This window comes from Nocardia acididurans (assembly GCF_016741815.1).
Taxonomy (GTDB): Bacteria; Actinomycetota; Actinomycetes; order Mycobacteriales; family Mycobacteriaceae; genus Nocardia; species Nocardia acididurans.
In genome coordinates this window covers 388,780-406,651 of sequence record NZ_JAERRJ010000005.1, presented here as the reverse complement: position 1 = coordinate 406,651, position 17,872 = coordinate 388,780, and the positions used below count along the sequence as shown (strand labels likewise).

Genomic DNA, 17,872 nt, shown 5'->3' with positions numbered 1-17,872 from the left:
GGGTGCTCCTGCGGTGTGCCCCAAGGGGATTCGAGAAAGGTCAGAAGGGGAACAGCTGGTCGACGCTGCCGCCACCGCCGGTGTTGGGCTTGGTGGTGGTCGTCGGCGGTTCCGTCGTGGTGGGCGGATTCGTCGTGGTGACAGGCGGTTCCGTCGTGGTGACGGGAGGTTCCGTGGTGGTCGGCGGATTCGTGGTCGTCACGGGCGGTTCCGTCGTGGTCACCGGCGGCGTGGTGGTGACCGGGGGCTCGGTCGTGGTGGGCGGATTCGTCGTGGTGACAGGGGGATTCGTGGTGGTCGGCGGCGCGGTCGTGGTCGACCCGTCGCTCACGGTCACGACGATGGATTTGGTGCTGCTGCCCTGCTTGGCCGTAATCGTGTGCTGCCCGGGGGTTTTCGGCGTCCACGCCTCTTCGTCGTGGTAGGCGGGCCACGGGACGGTGCCGGCCGGGCTGGTCATGGCCACGCCGTTGTCGCTCCAGTAGATGAGCAGGCCGAAGGACGCGCCGCTGAGATCGGCGGTGAGGGTGTAGGTCTGGCCGACCTTGAAGTCCGATCCGGCGATGCGGATGCCGTCGACGGCGGCGTTGGCGGTGGCCGGTTCGGGTGCGGCGAGGACCACCGCGATTCCGGACGCGACGGCGAGTCCGGCGAGACCGATGCCGAGGTGGCGGCGGCCGGGGGTGTTGCTCATGTGCTCTCCTGTGCGCTTGACCAACTCGGTGTCGGTCAAGCGCACAGTAAGTGAAACGTGTTCTGAAATTCCTAGTTTTCAGAAAGTTACCGGCGGGTCGGCTACGCCTCGGCAGCCTTCCGCTCGGCGATCACCGTCGCCGGATGCACCGCGATGATGCCGAGGCCCTCGCGGCGCTTGCAGTGCCGGGCCAGTTCGTCGTAGGCGGGCTGCCCGATCAGCTCGATCAATTCCGGTGCGTACGCCTGCCACACCGGGCGTGTTCCCACATGCGCGTCCGGCGATCCGGTGCAGTACCAGTTCAGGTCCAGACCGCCGGGCCCCCAGCCGCGCCGGTCGTATTCGCCGATGGCCGTGCGCAGGATCTCCACCCCGTCCGGCCGGTCCACCCACTCCTGGGTGCGGCGGATCGGCAGCTGCCAGCACACTTCCGGCTTCACCGTGAGCGGCTCCAAACCCTTGCGCAGGGCCATGGTGTGCAGCGCGCAGCCGATGCCGCCCTCGAACCCGGGCCGGTTCAGGAAGATGCACGCGCCGTCGAAACGACGGGTGCGCAGCGCGGGCTCGTCGTCGAGGTCGTCCTCTTCCAGATACAGCTTCTTGCGCACCCGGCCCTGGTCGTCCTGGGCGTGCGCCATGAGGTGCCAATCCTGCGCTGTGAGCATTTTCACAGCCTTGTGCAGCTTCTTGCCATCCTCGGCGTCGGAGAGGAATGCCCCGTGTGAACAGCACCCGTCGTTCTCGCGTCCGTCGATGATGCCCTGGCACGCGGGGGTGCCGAAGACGCAGGTCCAGCGCGACAGCAACCAGGTCAGGTCGGCCGCGATCAGGTGCTCGTCATTTGCTGGATCCACGAACTCGAGCCATTCGCGGGGGAAGTCGAGCTCTACTTCGGGCGCGGGGTCGATCTTCGTCGCTGGTCGAAGCCCGGTCGGACCACTCGCCGATGCACCTGCCGTCACAACGCGGAACGCTAACAGCTCAGTCGCCTGGCCTGAAGTGGCGACGCACCCAGTACCTTGTTCTATGTGCGGCTCGGTGTACTCGATGTGGGAAGCAATACCGTCCACCTGCTCGTGGTGGACGCGCATCGTGGTGGCCACCCGATGCCCATGAGCTCGACGAAGGCCGCCCTGCGGCTGTCGGAGAACATGGACGACCACGGCCGCATCACCCATGCGGGCGCGACCAGACTGATCGCGACTGTGGCCGAATTCGCAAGTATCGCAAAGACTTCCGGATGCGTGGAATTGATGGCCTTCGCCACGTCCGCGGTCCGCGAGGCCACCAACTCCGAGCAGGTGCTGGCCCGGGTGCGCGCGGAAACGGGGGTGAACCTGCGGGTGCTCTCCGGCTCCGACGAGGCCCGCAGCACCTTCCTCGCGGTGCGCCGCTGGTACGGCTGGAGCGCCGCGCGAATCCTCAATCTGGATATCGGCGGCGGATCGCTCGAGATGAGCAACGGCGCCGACGAGGTGCCGGATGTGGCGCTGTCGCTGCAACTGGGCGCGGGACGCCTGACACGCGACTGGCTCAAGCACGACCCGCCGGGCAAACGGCGCGTGGCGGTGCTGCGCGACTGGCTCGACGCCGAGCTCGTGCTGCCGTCGAAACAGCTGCTCGAGGTGGGTCGCCCGGACCTGGCGGTGGGCACCTCCAAGACCTTCCGATCCCTGGCCCGTCTCACCGGCGCCGCCCCCTCGGTTGCGGGTCCGCGAGTTCGGCGTACTCTCACCAGTTCCGGCCTGCGGCAGCTGATCGCGTTTATTTCGAGAATGACAGCCGCGGACCGGGCAGAATTGGAGGGCGTGAGTTCTGATCGGTCGCAGCAGCTGGTGGCCGGCGCGCTGGTCGCGGAGGCGAGTATGCGGGCATTGTCTCTGGATACGCTCGAAATCTGCCCGTGGGCACTGCGGGAGGGATTGATCCTGCGAAAACTTGATACCGACCTGGACAGCGAACCGTTGGCCGGACGTCCCGATGCGGACGGCCTGCCGGGACCGATCGAAACGGTGTCTCGATGACCGAGGATGCGAATCAGCTTTCCGTCGCCGAACTACTGGCGCGGAATGGGCAACAGGGCGCGCCGTCCGCAGGCGGAGGGCGCAGACGACGAAGTGGCCGCGGCATTTCCGTCGCGGAACTCTCCGGGGAGATTCCGGCGGTGCGTGCGGGCGGCAGGTCCCACGCGGCCCCGGAGGACGATCCGGTCGAGTCGGTACCCGAACCAGCTTCCGGTGAATCGGACTTTTCAAACTTTTCGAACTTCTCGAATTATTCTGATTATTCGAACTTTTCGGACTATTCCGCTCCTTCCGCCGAGCCCCAGCCGGACTACTCCGCCTACTCGGTACCTGATCCGGAGCCCTCGTATTCACCGCTCTCCGGACCGATCTCGTACTACGACCCCGAGCGCGCCGATCAGTCACTACAGCAGGGCGGCTACGGTTCCACCGGAATCGAGTGGCCGCCCACCGAAACACCGCCCACCGGCGGACGCCGCGCCCGCAACGGCCACGCCGACCCGCTCGACGCCTACGCCGACCCCCTGAACGGCCGCGTCGACCCGCTCAACGGCTCGAACCCGCTCAACGGCTACGCCGCCCCGGCGGCCCCCTCCCGCGGCGGCCGCCGCCGCAAACCCGATCCGCTCGACGCCGACGTCTCCCTCGACGAAATCGACGGCACCGCCGCACCCAGCGCGCCCAGCGAGGGCGGCCGGCGCCGCCGCTTCGACCCGGACGACGAGACCACCGAGGTCCGCCCCTTCCGCGGTGACGCCACCCGCGCCCCCCTCGACGGCCCCGCCTGGCCGACCACCCCCGACCCCGCGCCCACCCAGGCCGCGCCCCTGTCCCGGTCGGCGCGCAGGCAGGCCGAGGCCCGCGACGAGGACGAACAGCAGGCCCGCCTGCACGAGGAACTGCGCCGCGAGGCCAATCGCGGTGCGCCCCAAGCCTGGAACGGCGACCAGCGTGGTGACGCGCCGTCCTGGAGCGGCGACCAGCGCCCGGACGCGCCGTCCTGGAACGGCGACCAGCGCGCGGAGGCACAGGGCTGGCAGGGCGCGGAGCCGGTGCGCGAGAAGCCGTCCTCGCGGGAGATCCCGGGCTGGCGCTCGGGCAATCAGTCCCGGCGCGACCGGCACCCCGAGGATCAGCCGCAGCACGGTGAGACGCGCGGCTGGCGTGGCGAGCAGCCCGCCCAGAACGGCGCGGCCCCGGCCCGCCGCGACGAACGTGAGGACGCCCGCAACGGCGGCGGCCTGCCCGCGTGGTCCGCGCGAAGACGCCAAGCGCCCACAGCGGACGCGGCACCCGAACGCGCGGAGCAGGCGGCGGTGCCGACCGCCGCGTGGTCGCTGGCCGAACAGGATCAGCAGCTGCTGTCCGGCGAGACGGTTGCCGGAGATCTGCTACGCGATGCGCGCGATCGCGAAGAGGAACGCGCCGAACAGAATTCGCGACGGGGTGGCAAACGCCGGGCCGGTGGCTCGCGGCGACGCGGGGCGGATCGGGCACAGCCGGATCCGGACGAGCATCTGACCGACGTCTACGAACCGGTCGACGAACTCGACGACCGGGACGAGCACGACGACTTCGACGACCACGAGGACCATCCGGACGACCGCGGTGGCTCGATGGTCGGACGACTCTCCGCGGTGGCCACCCGCGCCGCGAAGCGCACCCGCGCCGCGCGCGCCGACCTCGGCTCGGCGGCTTCCCGCTCCGGCGCCGCGTCCGCGCGTGCGGGCGCCGCGAAGCCGGGTCGCGCCCGCCTGTCCGACGACGAGGAGAATCGCCGTCAATGGATGATTCTGGGCGGCCAGAGCGCGGGTGCGGCGATCGCGGGAATGTTGCTGTTCAAGGGATTTGAACGCATGTGGGAATTGCTCCCGTGGGTTGCCCTGGCATTGGCGATGATCGTGATTCTCGGACTGGTCGCACTCGTTCGCGTATTGCGTCGCACCGATGACATTTTCAGCACTGTGATTGCCGTCGTCGTGGGCGTCTTTGTGACGCTCGGACCGCTAGCCTTTCTACTCAGTACGAACTGAGCAGGGAGCGGGCAGTGGGGAACAGCGTGCACGGGGGCATCGAGAACGGGGCGGGGCGAAGGGAAGTCCGCGTCGGGCTGTCGACGGCATCGGTATATCCGGAGAACACCGAGGCCGCGTTCCGGTACGCGGCCGAATTGGGTTACGACGGAGTCGAGTTGATGGTGTGGGCCGAACCGGCCAGCCAGTCGATCTCCACCGTGCAGTCCTTCAGCCGCAAGTACGGGGTGCCGGTGCTGGCGGTGCACGCGCCGTGTCTGCTGATCTCGCAACGGGTCTGGGGGTCGGACCCGAGCGCCAAGCTCACCCGCAGCGTGCACACCGCCGAGGCGCTGGGCGCGGCCACCGTGGTGGTGCATCCGCCGTTCCGCTGGCAGCGCCGCTACGCCGACAATTTCGTGCGGCTGGTCGCGGAACTCGAAGACACCAGCCCGGTTTCGGTCGCCGTGGAGAACATGTTCCCGATGCGCGCGGACTCGTTCTTCCGCGGTGAGGGGTCGATCAAGCGGCTGGAGCGGCGGGGCGGGCCGGGGCCGTCCCTGACCACTTTCAGCCCGTCCTACGATCCGACCGATACGGGGTTCCGGCACTACACCCTGGACACCTCGCACACCGCGACGGCGGGCATGGATCCGCTGGAGTTGGCCTCCCGCATGGGATCCGGGCTCACCCACCTGCATCTGGCGGACGGTCGCGGCGCGGCCACCGACGAGCACCTCATCCCCGGCGAGGGCACCCAGCCTGTCGCCGAACTCTGTGAAGTGCTGGTGCACAACGGGTTCGACGGTCAGGCCGTGATCGAGGTGAACACCCAGATGGCGCGCACCACCATGGCCCGCGCGGCCATGCTGCACCGTGCGCTGACCTTCGCCCGCAAGCACCTCAACGGGGTGACGCCGATGCCCGAGCCGGAGCCGACCGGCGCTCGTCGCGGCTGATCGCCCGCCGGGGTTGCCCGGCGCGTGCCGGCCTCGCGTGTCATCCGTCCGGCGTTTGCCCTGTGATTGATCCCACGACCGGCTTGTACGCGCGTACCACGCTTGTACGCTGTACAAACCGACCGATCGGAGAGGACCAGCGGATGACAGTGGAGTTGACCGATGATCTCGACGCGAGCGCCGCGAACCTCGCGGACGACGCGCCCTTCACCCGCGTCTGCACCCTGACCGACCTGCCCTCCGACGACCCGGCCGTCGGCCGCTTCCAGGGCGTCATCGACCCGATCTGGACCATCGGCCCCAAGGTGCACGGCGGCACCATGGTCGCCGGCAGCGCCGCGGCCGCCACCACCTGGCTGCGCCGCACCGCCCCCGATCACTCCGCCATGTTCCCCATCGCGGCCAGCACCGACTTCCTCGGCGCACCCGATCCGGGCGAGGTCGAGTACGAGGTCCGCATCCGCAAGATCGGTCGCCAGATCTGCCTGGTGGATTCGACCCTGATCCAGAACGGCCGCACCCTCGTCCACACCGCCTTCACGTTCAGCCACCTGGACGACTCGGAGCCCGCGTGGACGGCCGATCACGCCGACGACATGACCGCCGAACCGGGCCCGCTGGCGCTGCACTACGACGACTCCAACCCCATGGGCGAGATGGTCCATGTGGCCCAGGGCTCCTCGGTCGCACTCGACGGCAAATGGGCCCGCTTCATCTGCGGCAAACAGGGCGACCCGGCCCTGCGGCTGTGGATCCGCCCCCGCGCGGGCGATGAGCAAAACCCTGACGTAGCAGCCTATTTCGCCATGATGGCCGCCGACATGAGCCCGCCCGTCCCCTTCAACCTCGGCCGATTCGGTTGGTCCCCAACGGTGCAGCTCACCACCTACCTGCGCCGCCGCCCGGCCCCCGGCTGGCTGCGCGTCATCGCCACCAGCCGCGAAGTCGGCGGCCGCATGTTCGACGAGGACCAGATCGTCGTCGACTCCACCGGAGCCGTCGTCGCCCAGAGTCGTCAGCTCGCCCTCATACCTTCCCGCCTCTCCGAGCCCTCAGCGCACCAGTGAGAGCCGTCGCCTGTTGACAACGCGTGCCTGCGGTCTGAGCCGATCCGATTCCGGCCGTACCCGGTGAGTTACCCGGATCTCACGAAATCAGTTGTCGCCTTGGGATACGGGCTTAACGCGCACCGTGGGTACACCGCTAGCCTTGAGTCCTATGACGAGGATTGCGGTGATCGGCGGAGGCCGGATCGGGGAGGCGTTGATCGCCGGGCTGCTCGAATCCGGGCGTGCCGTCAAAGATCTGGTGGTTGTGGAGCCGGTCGCGGCGCGCGGTGAGTTGCTGGCGCAGCGGTTCGGCATTCGAGTTACCGGCGAGGTGGCCGACGCGGCCACCGGTGCCGATCTCATCGTGGTCGCGGTGAAGCCGAACGACGTGGACCCGGTGCTGACCGATCTGGCGAAGGTAGAGCTCTCCAACGGCGAGCGCGAGGCCGTGCTGGTGTCGCTGGCCGCGGGCGTGCCCACCTCGCGTTTCGAGAACAAGCTGCCTGCGGGCTTCCCGGTGGTGCGGGTCATGCCGAACACGCCGATGCTGGTGGGCCAGGGCATGAGCGCCATCGCGCCCGGCCGCTACGCCCGCAAGGAGCAGCTGGCCCTGGTGACCGAGGTACTGGAGTCGGTCGGCAAGGTCGTCACCGTCTCCGAGTCGCAGATGGACGCGGTGACCGCGGTATCGGGTTCCGGCCCGGCGTACTTCTTCCTCGTCGTCGAGGCGATGATCGACGCCTCCGTCGGCCTGGGTCTGACCCGCGATGTGGCCACCCAGCTCGTCGTGCAGACCATGCTCGGTTCGGCCGCCCTGCTCGAGGAGTCCGGCCAGTCTGCGGTGGAGTTGCGTGCGGCCGTCACCTCGCCTGCGGGAACGACTGCCGCGGCGTTGCGTGAACTCGAGCGCGGCGCGGTGCGTTCGGCCTTCCACGAGGCGCTGAATGCGGCAAAACGCCGTTCCGCCGAACAGGGCGCGCTGGCCGACTAACGTCTTTATCAGGTGACAACTGATTTCGTGCGGGCCGGGTAACTCGCCGGGGACGACCAAAATCGGTTCGGCACCCAACCGGCGCCACGCGTACGAGGCGGTTTGCGGCACTCAGCCGTGCGCAAGAGTCGCGGAGAGGCGGGGGAGTAGCTGGTTTGCTGCGGGGGGCCGACTCGCCACAGCAAAGGCTGATTTCTCACACCCGTCGCAGCAATCCCACTGGTCACGATAAGCTGCATGGAGCACGTGCGTGTCTGTTCCGCCGGTGGGGAAGCCGGCGGCGCGGACGTGCCGGAGGTCAGTGACGCGATGATGTCTGGAAACAGTCAAGCGAGGTCCGGAAACAGCCCAATCAACGCAGGGAACGTCATAGGCGGCGGAACTCAGTTCCTCACCGTCGCCGAAGTGGCGAATCTGATGCGGGTATCCAAAATGACGGTGTACCGGCTGGTGCATTCGGGAGAGCTGCCCGCGGTGCGGGTAGGCAGATCCTTCCGGGTGCACGCCAAGGCGGTGCACGACTACCTGGAGACGTCCTACTTCGACGCGGGGTAGGCGTCGAAGCCAGAGTCTCCAGGCCCACCGGTTTCGTTCGCCGATAAGTGGCCCGGTAGCATGGACCGGCATCCTGTACGTGCCGGTGGTGCCGTCGGGTCCGAATCGGCCCGTACCGGGTAGGTCTGTGCAGGGTCAGGAATGTACACCCCGCGCGAGCGGGGGTGACCCGCCGAGAGAAACCGAGGAAGACCCTATGGGTTCTGTGATCAAGAAGCGTCGCAAGCGCATGTCGAAGAAGAAGCACCGCAAGCTGCTTCGTCGCACCCGCGTGCAGCGTCGCAAACTCGGCAAGTAAACGCTGGGTCGTAACTGGAAGCCCGTCACCTTCGGTGGCGGGCTTTCCTTTTTCTTACGGTGACAGAACTCATCGTTAGATCCTGGTTAATACCCTTCGGCGGCACCGGGTCCGGCGGTTACCCTGGGAGCGCGGGAAATAACGGAAATGGGGGCTGCGAGAGTGGGATCCGGCGTGGCAGGGACCCGGGACGGGCAGGCGCCCAAGGTTGTGATGGTGACCGGTGCGAGCCGGTTCTTCGGTGGCACGGTGGTGGCCCGCCTCGCGGCCGATCCCGCCATCGAGCGAGTCATCGCGGTGGACGCCAAACAGCCCAGCCCGGACATGCTGCGCCGCATGGGGCGCGCCGAGTTCGTTCGAGCCGATATCCGGAATCCGTTGATACGCAAGGTGGTCGACGGAAATCAGGTGGACACGGTGGTGCATCCCGCGGCACTGTCGCGACCGCCCGCCGGTGGCGGCCGGGCCGCCATGAAGGATATGAACGTCCTGGGCGCGATGCAGCTTTTCGCGGTGTGCCGCAAGGCATCCAGCGTGCGCCGGGTAGTGGTGCGGTCGTCCTCGGCCGTCTACGGGTGCAGCGCCAAGGACCCCGTGAAGTTCACCGAGGAGATGTCGGCGCGGACTCCGCCGAGCGGCTGGTTCGCCAAAGACATGATCGAGGTGGAGGGATTCGTGCGCGGCCTGGCGCGGCGCCGTCCCGATATCTGTACCGCCATCCTGCGTTTCCCGCCGATCGTGGGACCGCAGCTGGCTCATCGCGGCGTGCAGTATTTCCGGTCGCCGGTGACGCCCACCATCCTGGGGCGTGATCCGCGGCTGCAGTTCCTGCACGAAGAGGACGCGATCGCCGCGCTGACGCATGCCACGGTGGCTGCGCCGGGCGGCACCTTCAATGTGGCCGGGGACGGCGCCATGGCGTTGTCGCAGGCGATCCGCCGGGCCGGGCGGATCGAAATGCCGGTCCCGTACACGGTTTTCCGCACGGTCGGGCGCACCTTCATGGGCCCGGTGATGCGGGAATTCACCGCCGAACAAATCGACTACTTCCATTTCGGCTGCGGTCTGGACACCACCCGGATGCGCACCGAACTCGGTTTCGAGCCGCGCTGGACCACGGTGCAGGCTTTCGACGACTTCATAGGGGGCGCAGCGTTGCGGCCCGTGATCGATCCCGCGTGGATCGATGCCGCAGAGAACAAACTTCTCGGCCTGCTCGGGGCCGGGACGGGAGCACACCAATGAACGACGTAGCGAAGGTGATTCGACTTCACGACGTGGATTTCGAGGCACGCCATCGCCCGGCGCGCGTCTGGCCCGAGGAACCGGTGCTGAAGCCGGTCACCTCGCTGACCGATCGGCTCGCCGAAACCGAAGCGCAGCAGCCGAAATCCCTGGGTGAACTCATCAGGGGGGCGGTGACCGAGGGGGTCGGTCGCACCGCGGATTTCGCGCGCCGCCGGTTGACCGGCGACTATCAGGTCGACGAGTTCGGCCTCGACGAGCACCTGCTGGAGACCCTGATCCTGCCGATGCTGCGGCCGGTGTCGGATCTCTGGTTCCGCGTGGAAACCAGTGGGATCGAGAACATTCCGGAGGTGGGCGGCGCGCTCATCGTGGCCAATCACGCGGGCACCATCCCGCTGGACGGCCTGATGCTGCAGCTGGCCGTGCACGACCGGCATCCCAAGCAGCGCGCGCTGCGCCTGCTGGCCGCGGATCTCATCTTCCAGCTGCCGGTGGTCGGCGGCTGGGCGCGCAAGGCCGGGCACACCCTGGCCTGCCCGGCGGACGCCGAAAGGCTTTTGCGCGCAGGCGAAGTCGCGGGCGTCTTCCCCGAGGGCTTCAAGGGCATCGGCAAGCCGTACTCGGATCGGTACAAGCTGCAGCGCTTCGGCCGCGGCGGTTTCGTATCGGCGGCGGTGCGCACGGGTGTGCCGATCATTCCGTGCTCGATCGTGGGTTCGGAGGAGATCTATCCGAAGCTGGCCGATCTCAAGCCGCTGGCGCGCCTGCTCGGCCTGCCGTATTTCCCGGTGACTCCGCTGTTCCCGCATCTGGGTCCGCTGGGTGCGCTGCCGCTGCCGTCGAAGTGGCATATCGAATTCGGTGAGCCGATCTCGACGAGCGAGTACGAACCGGCCGACGCCGACGATCCGATGACCATGTTCGAAATCACCGATCAGGTCCGCGAAACCATTCAGACCACCCTCTACAAAAACCTGACGAAGCGGCGTAATCCCTTCACCGGATAAACCAACTCTCGGGGCTCTCAGGGGCTTCGCCCCCGAACCCCCGAGTGAGCCAGTTGGTTTGCGGGGCAACAGAAACGGCCCGGTCCTTGTGGACCGGGCCGTTTCACGTTCGTACTTCTCGCCGAATCAGTCCTTGGGGAAGCTGATGGAGAACAGTCCTGCGATGAGGACGCAGCTGACGAGGGACGAGATCGGGATAAGCAACAAACTCATGCGCAGGAAACTACATGGCCCGGTGCACACGATCCCAATTGTGTGATGCAGGCGACTGCGGAGGCTCCGGCGCGTCAGCTTGCCTTGGACTCCCGTCGCCGCGAGATCACCGCGGCCGCCGCGCCGCCGGCCGCGCCGAGCGCGAGCGCGGTGGGCACGCCCACCTTCGCGGCCTTGCGGCCGGTGCGGAAATCGCGGATCTCCCAGCCCCGGTTCTTGGCCACCTCGCGTAGGTCCGCGTCCGGGTTGATCGCCACGGCCGTGCCGACCAGCGAGAGCATCGGCACGTCGTTGTGGCTGTCGGAGTAGGCGGTACAGCGCTTGAGGTTCAAGCCCTCTCGAATGGCGAGGGTGCGGACCGCGTGCGCCTTGCCGAGCCCGTGCAGGATGTCGCCGACCAGCCGCCCGGTGAATACGCCGTCGTGGCTCTCGGCGACCGTGCCCAGCGCGCCCGTCAGGCCGAGGCGTTTGGCGATGACCTGTGCCAGTTCCACCGGCGTGGCCGTCACCAGCCACACCTGCTGCCCGGCGTCGAGGTGCATCTGCGCGAGCGCCCGGGTGCCCGGCCAGATCTTGTCGGCGATGATCTCGTCGTAGATCTCCTCGCCGAGCGCGGCCAGTTCGGCGGTGGAACGCCCGGCGATGAAGGACAGCGCCTTCTCCTTGCCGGAGGCCATATCGGCCGTGTTCTCCTTGCCGGTGACCCGGAACTTCACCTGCTTCCAGGCGACATCGACCAGGTCGGAGGTCTTGAAGTATTTGCGGGCGGCCAGGCCGCGCGCGAAGTGCACGATGGACGCGCCCTGCACCATGGTGTTGTCCACGTCGAAGAACGCGGCCGCGGTGAGATCTCGCGGAACCGGGGGACGCCCGTTGTCCTCGTGCAGCGCCTGCTCGGCGTCGACCAGCGCCAGCGCGGCGTCGGCGCTGGCCTCGCCGGCCAGATTGGCGCGGACCTCTTCCTCGCTGGGTCCGAACGGACTGCGGGTGATGCGGGTGAAGCGATCCTGCAGATCCTCCAGGCCCCGCTCCCACCGAACCGGGAATTCACCGAATCGTCCCGCGATCAAACCTGTCCGTGAGTCCTTCGACCCCGTTCCGGCCTCTTTCGATCGTTCCGGCACCAGTACCTCCGCCTGTTAGCGCGAACAACTCAACAGTAACGCCCAGGGGTGACCGGGACGTAGACGGCGAACGACATAACGGAGAGTTAAATGGCGGTTATGAGCGACCCCACACATACGGTGACCCTGCTGACCCGCGCCGGCTGCGGCTTGTGCGCGGTGGCGCTGGAGCAATTGCGCGTCATCTGCGCGGATTTCGGCATCACCCCCGAAACCACCGATGTCGACGAGGCCGCAGCAACCGATCCCGCTCTCCGCGCCGAATACGGTGACCGCCTCCCGGTGGTCCTGCTCGACAGCCGCGAGCACAGCTATTTCGACGTCGACGAAGACCGCCTCCGCGCCGATTTAGCGCGCTGACCAGGTTCGCGGCCGTCTCGATTCTGGACTGAGTGGAGCGGGGGAGCGAAGCGGAGGAGCGGAGGGAGGGAAGAATCGAGACTCCCCGGGCCGCGAACCCGCCCGGAGCGAAGCGCAGGGCAAACAAACACAGCGTGTTGCGTAGGCGGGTCGGTGCTGATGGGGGTTGAATAATCCCGGGGTTGAAGCCCGGTACAAAGTGACTGAATTCACCGACTTTGTGCAGGGCTTCACAAGCGGTTACGGTGGTGGCACGCAACCCGCCTTGTACGGCAGCGGAAGCGGCCCCTGACCTGACTCGACCTCGCCTGAACGACCGCCCCAGCCACGGTCACGGCATCGGGTCGACAAAAGAACCCGGACATCTACCCCCGGCCGGACGAGGAGCGCAAGCGACGTGACAGAGCAGCACGAGACGCCGACCGGTGGCGTCTCCAGGGCTCTGCAGAAGGACATCCCGCAGGCCACCGTTGCCCGGCTTGCCACGTATCTTCGCGTTCTCGCCGTGCTCGCCGACGACGCTGTTGCCATCGTATCGAGTGAGGAACTGGCTGTCGCGGCGGGTGTCGGTTCGGCCAAGTTGCGCAAGGATCTGTCCTTCCTCGGACCCAACGGCGTGCGCGGCGTCGGCTACGACGTGATCAAGCTGCGCGACCGCATCGAGGATGTGCTCGGCCTGTCCGAGGGCCATCGCGTGGTGCTGGTGGGCGCGGGTCATCTGGGCCGGGCCCTGGTCGGTTACGGCGGTTTCCGCCGCCGCGGCTTCGCCATGGTCGGTCTGTTCGACAACGATCCCGCGGTGATCGGCACGCTGGTGGGCGGTCTGCCCGTGCGTGACGTCGCCGAGTTGCCCGCGGCGGTCGCGGCCCTGCAGCCGACCATCGCCGTTCTCACCGTTCCGGATTCGGCCGCGCAGGGCGTGTGCGATCTGCTGGTGGACGCCGGAATGCAGTGCATTCTGAGCTTCTCGCCGATCGCGCTGGACGCGCCCGACACGGTGGAGGTGCGGCGCGTCGACCTGGCGGTCGAAATGCAGCTGCTGTCCTTCGAATTGGCTCGCAATGCCGAATCGGCCGCGGAACTCGCGGCCGGGGGCGAGCTCGCGGCTCTCGCGCCGATACAGACTTCTCACGCGGCAGTGTCGTCGGCGAAGACGGCCGGGCGCCCGGCAGCGGGCAAAGAGGCAACCAGCAAGGGAGCGGTGGTCCAGCCATGAGTGTGCTTCTCGTCGGGATCTCACATCGAAGCGCCCCGGTTTCGGTGCTGGAGAAGGTCGCGATCACCGAGCACGACCGGCCCAAGCTCACCGACAAGATGCTGGCCTCGAGCCACGTGTCCGAGGCGATGATCGTCTCCACCTGCAACCGCGTGGAGATCTACGCGGTGGTCGACGCCTTCCACCCGGCGCTGGGTGAGATCAGCGAACTGCTGACCAAGCATTCCGGGCTGCCGCTGCCCGAACTGACCAAGCACGCGTATGTGCGCTACGCCGAGGCCGCCGCCGAGCATCTGTTCGCCGTCGCCTCGGGCCTGGATTCGATGGTGGTCGGCGAGCAGCAGGTGCTGAGCCAGATCCGCGCCGCCTACGCCGCCTCGGATTCGCAGCAGGCTTCCGGTCGCACGTTGCATGAGCTGGCCCAGCATTCGCTGCGGGTCGGCAAGCGGGTGCACTCCGAGACCGGTATCGATCGTGCGGGTGCCTCCGTGGTGTCCGTCGCGCTGGACAGAGCGCGCGCGGTCCTGGGCGCGGCGGAGCTGAGCCCGGAGGCGGCGGCGACCGTCACCACGGAGACCGTCGCGCCGTTCGGTTCCGCACTGGCCGGTCGTACCGCGCTGGTGCTCGGTGCGGGCGCCATGGGCGGGCTTGCGGTCGCGCAGCTGGCGCGGGCCGGTGTCGGCCGCATCCTCGTGGTGAACCGGACGCTGGAACGTGCCGCGCGCCTTGCCAATACGGCCACCGAGATGCACGGTGTCGCCGCCGAGGCGCTGGAGATGTCGCACATGGTGGACGCCATGGCGAGCGCGGACATCGTCATCACCTGTACCGGGGCGGTCGGCGCGGTGGTGACCCTCGCGGATGTGCACCGCGCGCTGTCCGCCAAGACGTCCGGCGAGCACCTGGTGATCTGCGATCTGGGTCTGCCGCGTGATGTGGAGCCCGCCGTGGCGGGGCTGCCGGGCGTGACGGTCATCGACATGGAGACGCTGCAGCGCGATCCGTCGGCAGGCGCGGCCGCCGACGACACCGCCGCCGCGCGCACCATTGTCGCCGACGAACTCGCGAAATACCTTGCCGGACAGCGTATGGCCGAGGTCACCCCGACCGTCGCCGCACTGCGGCAGATGGCCGCGGACGTGGTCGAGTCCGAACTGCTGCGCCTGGATTCCCGACTACCCGGCCTGGCCGCGGGTGAGCGGGAAGAGGTGGCTCGCACGGTGCGCCGCGTGGTGGACAAACTGCTGCACGCGCCGACCGTGCGCGTGAAGCAGCTGGCGTCCACGCCGGGCGGCGACAGTTACGCCGAGGCGCTGCGTGAGCTGTTCGAACTGAAACCCGGTGCGGCGCAGGCGGTTGCCGCGCCCATGGAGATCGCCGCCAAGGGTGGCGCGCTCGCCGACGATTTCACCCCCTCCCACCCCGGAGACGACAAGGGGCTGACCGCATGACCGGAGCGATGGTGCAGGAAACACAGGACGCTGTGCGCGAGACAGGGACGACAGTGCGTGGAACGGCCGAATTCCCGTGGCGTATCGGCACACGCGGCTCACTGCTGGCGCTGACCCAGGCCGGAACCGTGCGCGACACTCTCATCGCCGCCGGGCAGCAGGCCGAGCTGGTGATCGTGAAGACCGCCGGTGACCAGTCCTCCGATCCGGTCGAGAAGATCGGTGTCGGCGTGTTCACCGCGGCGCTGCGCGAGGAGCTGGCCGCGGGCACGGTCGATATCGCGGTGCACTCGTACAAGGATCTGCCGACCGCGCCGGACCCGCGCTTCACCATGGCCGCCATTCCGCCCCGCGAGGATCCGCGCGATGCCCTGGTGGCGCGCGACGGCCTCGTGCTGGGCGAGCTGCCCGCCGGTGCGGTGATCGGAACGTCCGCGCCCCGGCGCGCCGCGCAGCTGCGCGCGCTGGGTCTCGGCCTCGAGATCGTGCCGCTGCGCGGCAATCTCGACACTCGACTTTCCAAGGTGGCCAACGGCGAGCTCGACGCCGTGGTCGTGGCCCGGGCCGGGCTGGCCCGGATCGGCCGCACCGACGCCGTGACCGAGGCGCTGGAGCCGGTGCAGATGCTGCCCGCTCCCGCGCAGGGCGCGCTCGCTGTCGAATGCCGTAGCGAGGAAACAGAACTGGTGACCATCCTGTCCGCCCTCGACGATTACGGCACGCGTGCCGCGATCACCGCGGAGCGGGCGCTGCTGGCCGAGCTGGAGGCCGGCTGCACCGCGCCGATCGGCGCGCTGGCCGAGGTCGTCGAATCTCTCGACGACGACGGCCGGGTGGTGGAGGAGTTGTCGTTGCGCGGTTGCGCGGCGGCGATCGACGGCTCGGACGTGATCCGGGCGTCAGCGGTCGGATCTCTCGCGGATGCCGCGGAGCTGGGCCGCTCACTGGCGCGTGAGCTCTTGGAGCTGGGGGCGCGCGACCTGCTCAGTGTCTCTGGATCAGGTGCTGGAACATCAAGCGCCACAACATCAGAGGCGGCAGAGGAAACCGACCGCAGCAGCAATCCCAGCCCAATGGAGAACAACCGATGAGTCGAGCCGCGAAGAAGCACCCCGGTCGGATCCTTTTCGTGGGGTCCGGTCCGGGTGACCCGGCGCTCCTCACCGTGCGGGCCCGCGAGGTGCTCGGCCGGGCGACGCTGGCGTTCACCGATCCCGATGTCGACAAGGGCGTGCTCGCCCTGATCGGCACCGCGGTCGAGCCGGGCCCGGACGGGGAGCGTCCCGTGGACGTGCGCCCCGCGCTGGGTGACGCCGCCGAGGTGGCCAAGACCCTGATCACCGAGGCCCGCAACGGCTTCGATGTGGTGCGCCTGGTGTCCGGTGACCCGATGACCACCGATTCGGTCATCCAGGAGGTCAATGCCGTCACCCGCTCGCACATGATGTTCGAGGTGCTGCCGGGCCTGTCGGCGGGTACCACCGTGCCCGCGTACGCGGGTATCGAGCTGGGTTCCAGCCACACCGAGGTGGATGTGCGCGGTGAGGTCGACTGGGCCGCCGTCGCCGCCGCCCCCGGCCCGCTGGTGCTGCACGCGACTTCCGGCCATCTGGCCGAAACCGCTTCCGCGCTGGTGGAACACGGTATGGCCCCGCAGACCCCGGTCGCGGTGACCGTGCGTGGCACCACCCGGCAGCAGCGCACCATCGACGCCACCCTCGCCACGCTGAACAACGCGGCGTCGGAGATGGTGGGCCCGCTGATCGTCACGGTCGGCAAAGAGGTCGAGAAGCGTTCCAAGACTTCGTGGTGGGAGTCGCGCGCCCTCTACGGCTGGACCGTGCTGGTGCCGCGCACCAAGGAGCAGGCCGGTGAGATGAGCGAGAAGCTCGTCATGCACGGCGCGATCCCGATGGAGGTCCCGACCATCGCGGTCGAGCCTCCTCGCAGCCCCGCCCAGATGGAGCGCGCGGTGAAGGGCCTGGTCGACGGCCGCTACCAGTGGGTCGTCTTCACCTCCACCAACGCGGTCCGCGCGGTGTGGGAGAAGTTCGGCGAATTCGGCCTGGACGCACGTGCTTTCAGCGGCGTCAAGATCGCCTGCGTCGGTGAGGCCACCGCGGAGAAGGTGCGTTCCTTCGGCATCAACCCGGAGCTGGTCCCCTCGGGCGAGCAGTCCTCCGAGGGCCTGCTGGCCGACTTCCCGCCCTACGACGACGTTTTCGACCCGGTCAACCGGGTGCTGCTGCCGCGCGCGGATATCGCGACGGAGACGCTGGCCGAGGGTCTGCGCGACCGCGGCTGGGAGATCGACGACGTCACCGCGTACCGCACCGTCCGTGCCTCCCCGCCCCCGGCGGAGACCCGCGAGATGATCAAGACCGGCGGTTTCGACGCGGTCCTGTTCACCTCCTCCTCCACGGTCCGCAACCTGGTCGGCATCGCGGGCAAGCCGCACGCCCGCACCATCGTCGCCTGCATCGGCCCCAAAACAGCCGAAACCGCCATCGAATTCGGCCTGCGCGTAGACGTACAGCCCGAGGTCGCCCAGGTAGGCCCGCTCGTCGAGGCCCTCGCCGAGCACGCCGCCCACCTGCGCGCCGAGGGCCTGCTGCCCCCGCCGCGCAAGAAGAGCCGCCGCAGCCGGTAGTAGGCCGCGACCGACGAACGT

At 68.4% G+C, this 17,872-nt stretch carries 17 protein-coding genes; 14 read left to right on the top strand and 3 right to left on the bottom strand.

Translation table 11 applies throughout. The features are described 5' to 3' along the window. Positions 1 to 40: 40 nt before the first annotated feature. Positions 41 to 694, bottom strand: coding sequence for a hypothetical protein (locus tag JK358_RS15100; RefSeq protein WP_201948045.1), 654 nt, complete (start codon positions 692 to 694; stop codon positions 41 to 43). Between the two features lie 101 nt (positions 695 to 795). Next, positions 796 to 1,656: a DUF3109 family protein gene (locus tag JK358_RS15095; protein WP_307817527.1), complete on the bottom strand. Its 861-nt coding sequence runs from the start codon at positions 1,654 to 1,656 to the stop codon at positions 796 to 798. Between the two features lie 66 nt (positions 1,657 to 1,722). On the opposite strand from JK358_RS15095, the gene JK358_RS15090 reads away from it, so the two are divergent. The 9 genes from JK358_RS15090 to JK358_RS15050 all read left to right on the top strand — a co-directional run bounded on the left by JK358_RS15090 (position 1,723) and on the right by JK358_RS15050 (position 10,837). Next, complete coding sequence (locus JK358_RS15090; RefSeq protein ID WP_201948043.1) at positions 1,723 to 2,718, top strand: Ppx/GppA family phosphatase; 996 nt, start codon at positions 1,723 to 1,725, stop codon at positions 2,716 to 2,718. Continuing rightward, positions 2,715 to 4,751, top strand: a complete 2,037-nt coding sequence (locus tag JK358_RS15085; protein WP_201948040.1) for an Rv0497 family membrane protein — start codon at positions 2,715 to 2,717, stop codon at positions 4,749 to 4,751. Before JK358_RS15090 ends, JK358_RS15085 begins: the two co-directional genes overlap by 4 nt. Positions 4,752 to 4,765: 14 nt before the next feature. Then, on the top strand, positions 4,766 to 5,689 hold the full coding sequence (locus tag JK358_RS15080; protein WP_307817525.1) for a sugar phosphate isomerase/epimerase family protein: 924 nt from the start codon (positions 4,766 to 4,768) through the stop codon (positions 5,687 to 5,689). Between the two features lie 143 nt (positions 5,690 to 5,832). Further along, on the top strand, positions 5,833 to 6,756 hold the full coding sequence (locus JK358_RS15075) for a thioesterase family protein (RefSeq protein ID WP_201948038.1): 924 nt from the start codon (positions 5,833 to 5,835) through the stop codon (positions 6,754 to 6,756). 151 nt (positions 6,757 to 6,907) lie between these two features. Next, the gene (gene proC, locus JK358_RS15070; RefSeq protein WP_201948036.1) at positions 6,908 to 7,729 is read left to right on the top strand and encodes a pyrroline-5-carboxylate reductase; all 822 of its coding nucleotides are present in this window, start codon (positions 6,908 to 6,910) and stop codon (positions 7,727 to 7,729) included. A 309-nt stretch (positions 7,730 to 8,038) separates the two neighbouring features. After that, entirely contained in the window at positions 8,039 to 8,284 is a 246-nt protein-coding gene (locus JK358_RS15065) for a helix-turn-helix domain-containing protein (RefSeq protein WP_201948402.1), read from the top strand. 196 nt (positions 8,285 to 8,480) lie between these two features. Next, positions 8,481 to 8,582: a 30S ribosomal protein bS22 gene (locus JK358_RS15060; protein WP_003402602.1), complete on the top strand. Its 102-nt coding sequence runs from the start codon at positions 8,481 to 8,483 to the stop codon at positions 8,580 to 8,582. Positions 8,583 to 8,795: 213 nt separating this feature from the next. Next, the gene (locus tag JK358_RS15055; protein WP_232851356.1) at positions 8,796 to 9,827 is read left to right on the top strand and encodes an NAD-dependent epimerase/dehydratase family protein; all 1,032 of its coding nucleotides are present in this window, start codon (positions 8,796 to 8,798) and stop codon (positions 9,825 to 9,827) included. Continuing rightward, on the top strand, positions 9,824 to 10,837 hold the full coding sequence (locus tag JK358_RS15050; RefSeq protein ID WP_201948032.1) for a lysophospholipid acyltransferase family protein: 1,014 nt from the start codon (positions 9,824 to 9,826) through the stop codon (positions 10,835 to 10,837). Before JK358_RS15055 ends, JK358_RS15050 begins: the two co-directional genes overlap by 4 nt. A 287-nt stretch (positions 10,838 to 11,124) precedes the next feature. On the opposite strand, the gene JK358_RS15045 is transcribed toward JK358_RS15050, so the two are convergent. Continuing rightward, entirely contained in the window at positions 11,125 to 12,072 is a 948-nt protein-coding gene (locus tag JK358_RS15045; RefSeq protein ID WP_232851355.1) for an HAD family hydrolase, read from the bottom strand. Between the two features lie 201 nt (positions 12,073 to 12,273). On the opposite strand from JK358_RS15045, the gene JK358_RS15040 reads away from it, so the two are divergent. The 5 genes from JK358_RS15040 (at position 12,274) to JK358_RS15020 (ending at position 17,851) form a co-directional block, all read left to right on the top strand. Continuing rightward, complete coding sequence (locus JK358_RS15040; protein WP_201948030.1) at positions 12,274 to 12,534, top strand: glutaredoxin family protein; 261 nt, start codon at positions 12,274 to 12,276, stop codon at positions 12,532 to 12,534. A 397-nt stretch (positions 12,535 to 12,931) separates the two neighbouring features. Further along, positions 12,932 to 13,750: a redox-sensing transcriptional repressor Rex gene (locus JK358_RS15035; protein WP_201948028.1), complete on the top strand. Its 819-nt coding sequence runs from the start codon at positions 12,932 to 12,934 to the stop codon at positions 13,748 to 13,750. Then, on the top strand, positions 13,747 to 15,201 hold the full coding sequence (locus JK358_RS15030) for a glutamyl-tRNA reductase (protein ID WP_201948026.1): 1,455 nt from the start codon (positions 13,747 to 13,749) through the stop codon (positions 15,199 to 15,201). Before JK358_RS15035 ends, JK358_RS15030 begins: the two co-directional genes overlap by 4 nt. Next, positions 15,198 to 16,292, top strand: a complete 1,095-nt coding sequence (gene hemC, locus JK358_RS15025) for a hydroxymethylbilane synthase (protein WP_201948024.1) — start codon at positions 15,198 to 15,200, stop codon at positions 16,290 to 16,292. Before JK358_RS15030 ends, hemC begins: the two co-directional genes overlap by 4 nt. Further along, on the top strand, positions 16,289 to 17,851 hold the full coding sequence (locus JK358_RS15020) for a bifunctional uroporphyrinogen-III C-methyltransferase/uroporphyrinogen-III synthase (protein ID WP_201948021.1): 1,563 nt from the start codon (positions 16,289 to 16,291) through the stop codon (positions 17,849 to 17,851). The genes hemC and JK358_RS15020 overlap by 4 nt, the downstream gene beginning before the upstream one ends. Positions 17,852 to 17,872: the final 21 nt, after the last annotated feature.

What these genes read in the sequence shown, in the direction of transcription:
- JK358_RS15100 (WP_201948045.1), bottom strand. Translation starts at nt 694, where the DNA reads ATGAGCAACACCCCCGGCCGCCGCCACCTCGGCATCGGTCTCGCCGGA.
- JK358_RS15085 (WP_201948040.1), top strand. Translation starts at nt 2,715, where the DNA reads ATGACCGAGGATGCGAATCAGCTTTCCGTCGCCGAACTACTGGCGCGG.
- JK358_RS15075 (WP_201948038.1), top strand. Translation starts at nt 5,833, where the DNA reads ATGACAGTGGAGTTGACCGATGATCTCGACGCGAGCGCCGCGAACCTC.
- proC (WP_201948036.1), top strand. Translation starts at nt 6,908, where the DNA reads ATGACGAGGATTGCGGTGATCGGCGGAGGCCGGATCGGGGAGGCGTTG.
- JK358_RS15065 (WP_201948402.1), top strand. Translation starts at nt 8,039, where the DNA reads ATGATGTCTGGAAACAGTCAAGCGAGGTCCGGAAACAGCCCAATCAAC.
- JK358_RS15060 (WP_003402602.1), top strand. Translation starts at nt 8,481, where the DNA reads ATGGGTTCTGTGATCAAGAAGCGTCGCAAGCGCATGTCGAAGAAGAAG.
- JK358_RS15055 (WP_232851356.1), top strand. Translation starts at nt 8,796, where the DNA reads ATGGTGACCGGTGCGAGCCGGTTCTTCGGTGGCACGGTGGTGGCCCGC.
- JK358_RS15050 (WP_201948032.1), top strand. Translation starts at nt 9,824, where the DNA reads ATGAACGACGTAGCGAAGGTGATTCGACTTCACGACGTGGATTTCGAG.
- JK358_RS15040 (WP_201948030.1), top strand. Translation starts at nt 12,274, where the DNA reads ATGAGCGACCCCACACATACGGTGACCCTGCTGACCCGCGCCGGCTGC.
- JK358_RS15030 (WP_201948026.1), top strand. Translation starts at nt 13,747, where the DNA reads ATGAGTGTGCTTCTCGTCGGGATCTCACATCGAAGCGCCCCGGTTTCG.
- hemC (WP_201948024.1), top strand. Translation starts at nt 15,198, where the DNA reads ATGACCGGAGCGATGGTGCAGGAAACACAGGACGCTGTGCGCGAGACA.
- JK358_RS15020 (WP_201948021.1), top strand. Translation starts at nt 16,289, where the DNA reads ATGAGTCGAGCCGCGAAGAAGCACCCCGGTCGGATCCTTTTCGTGGGG.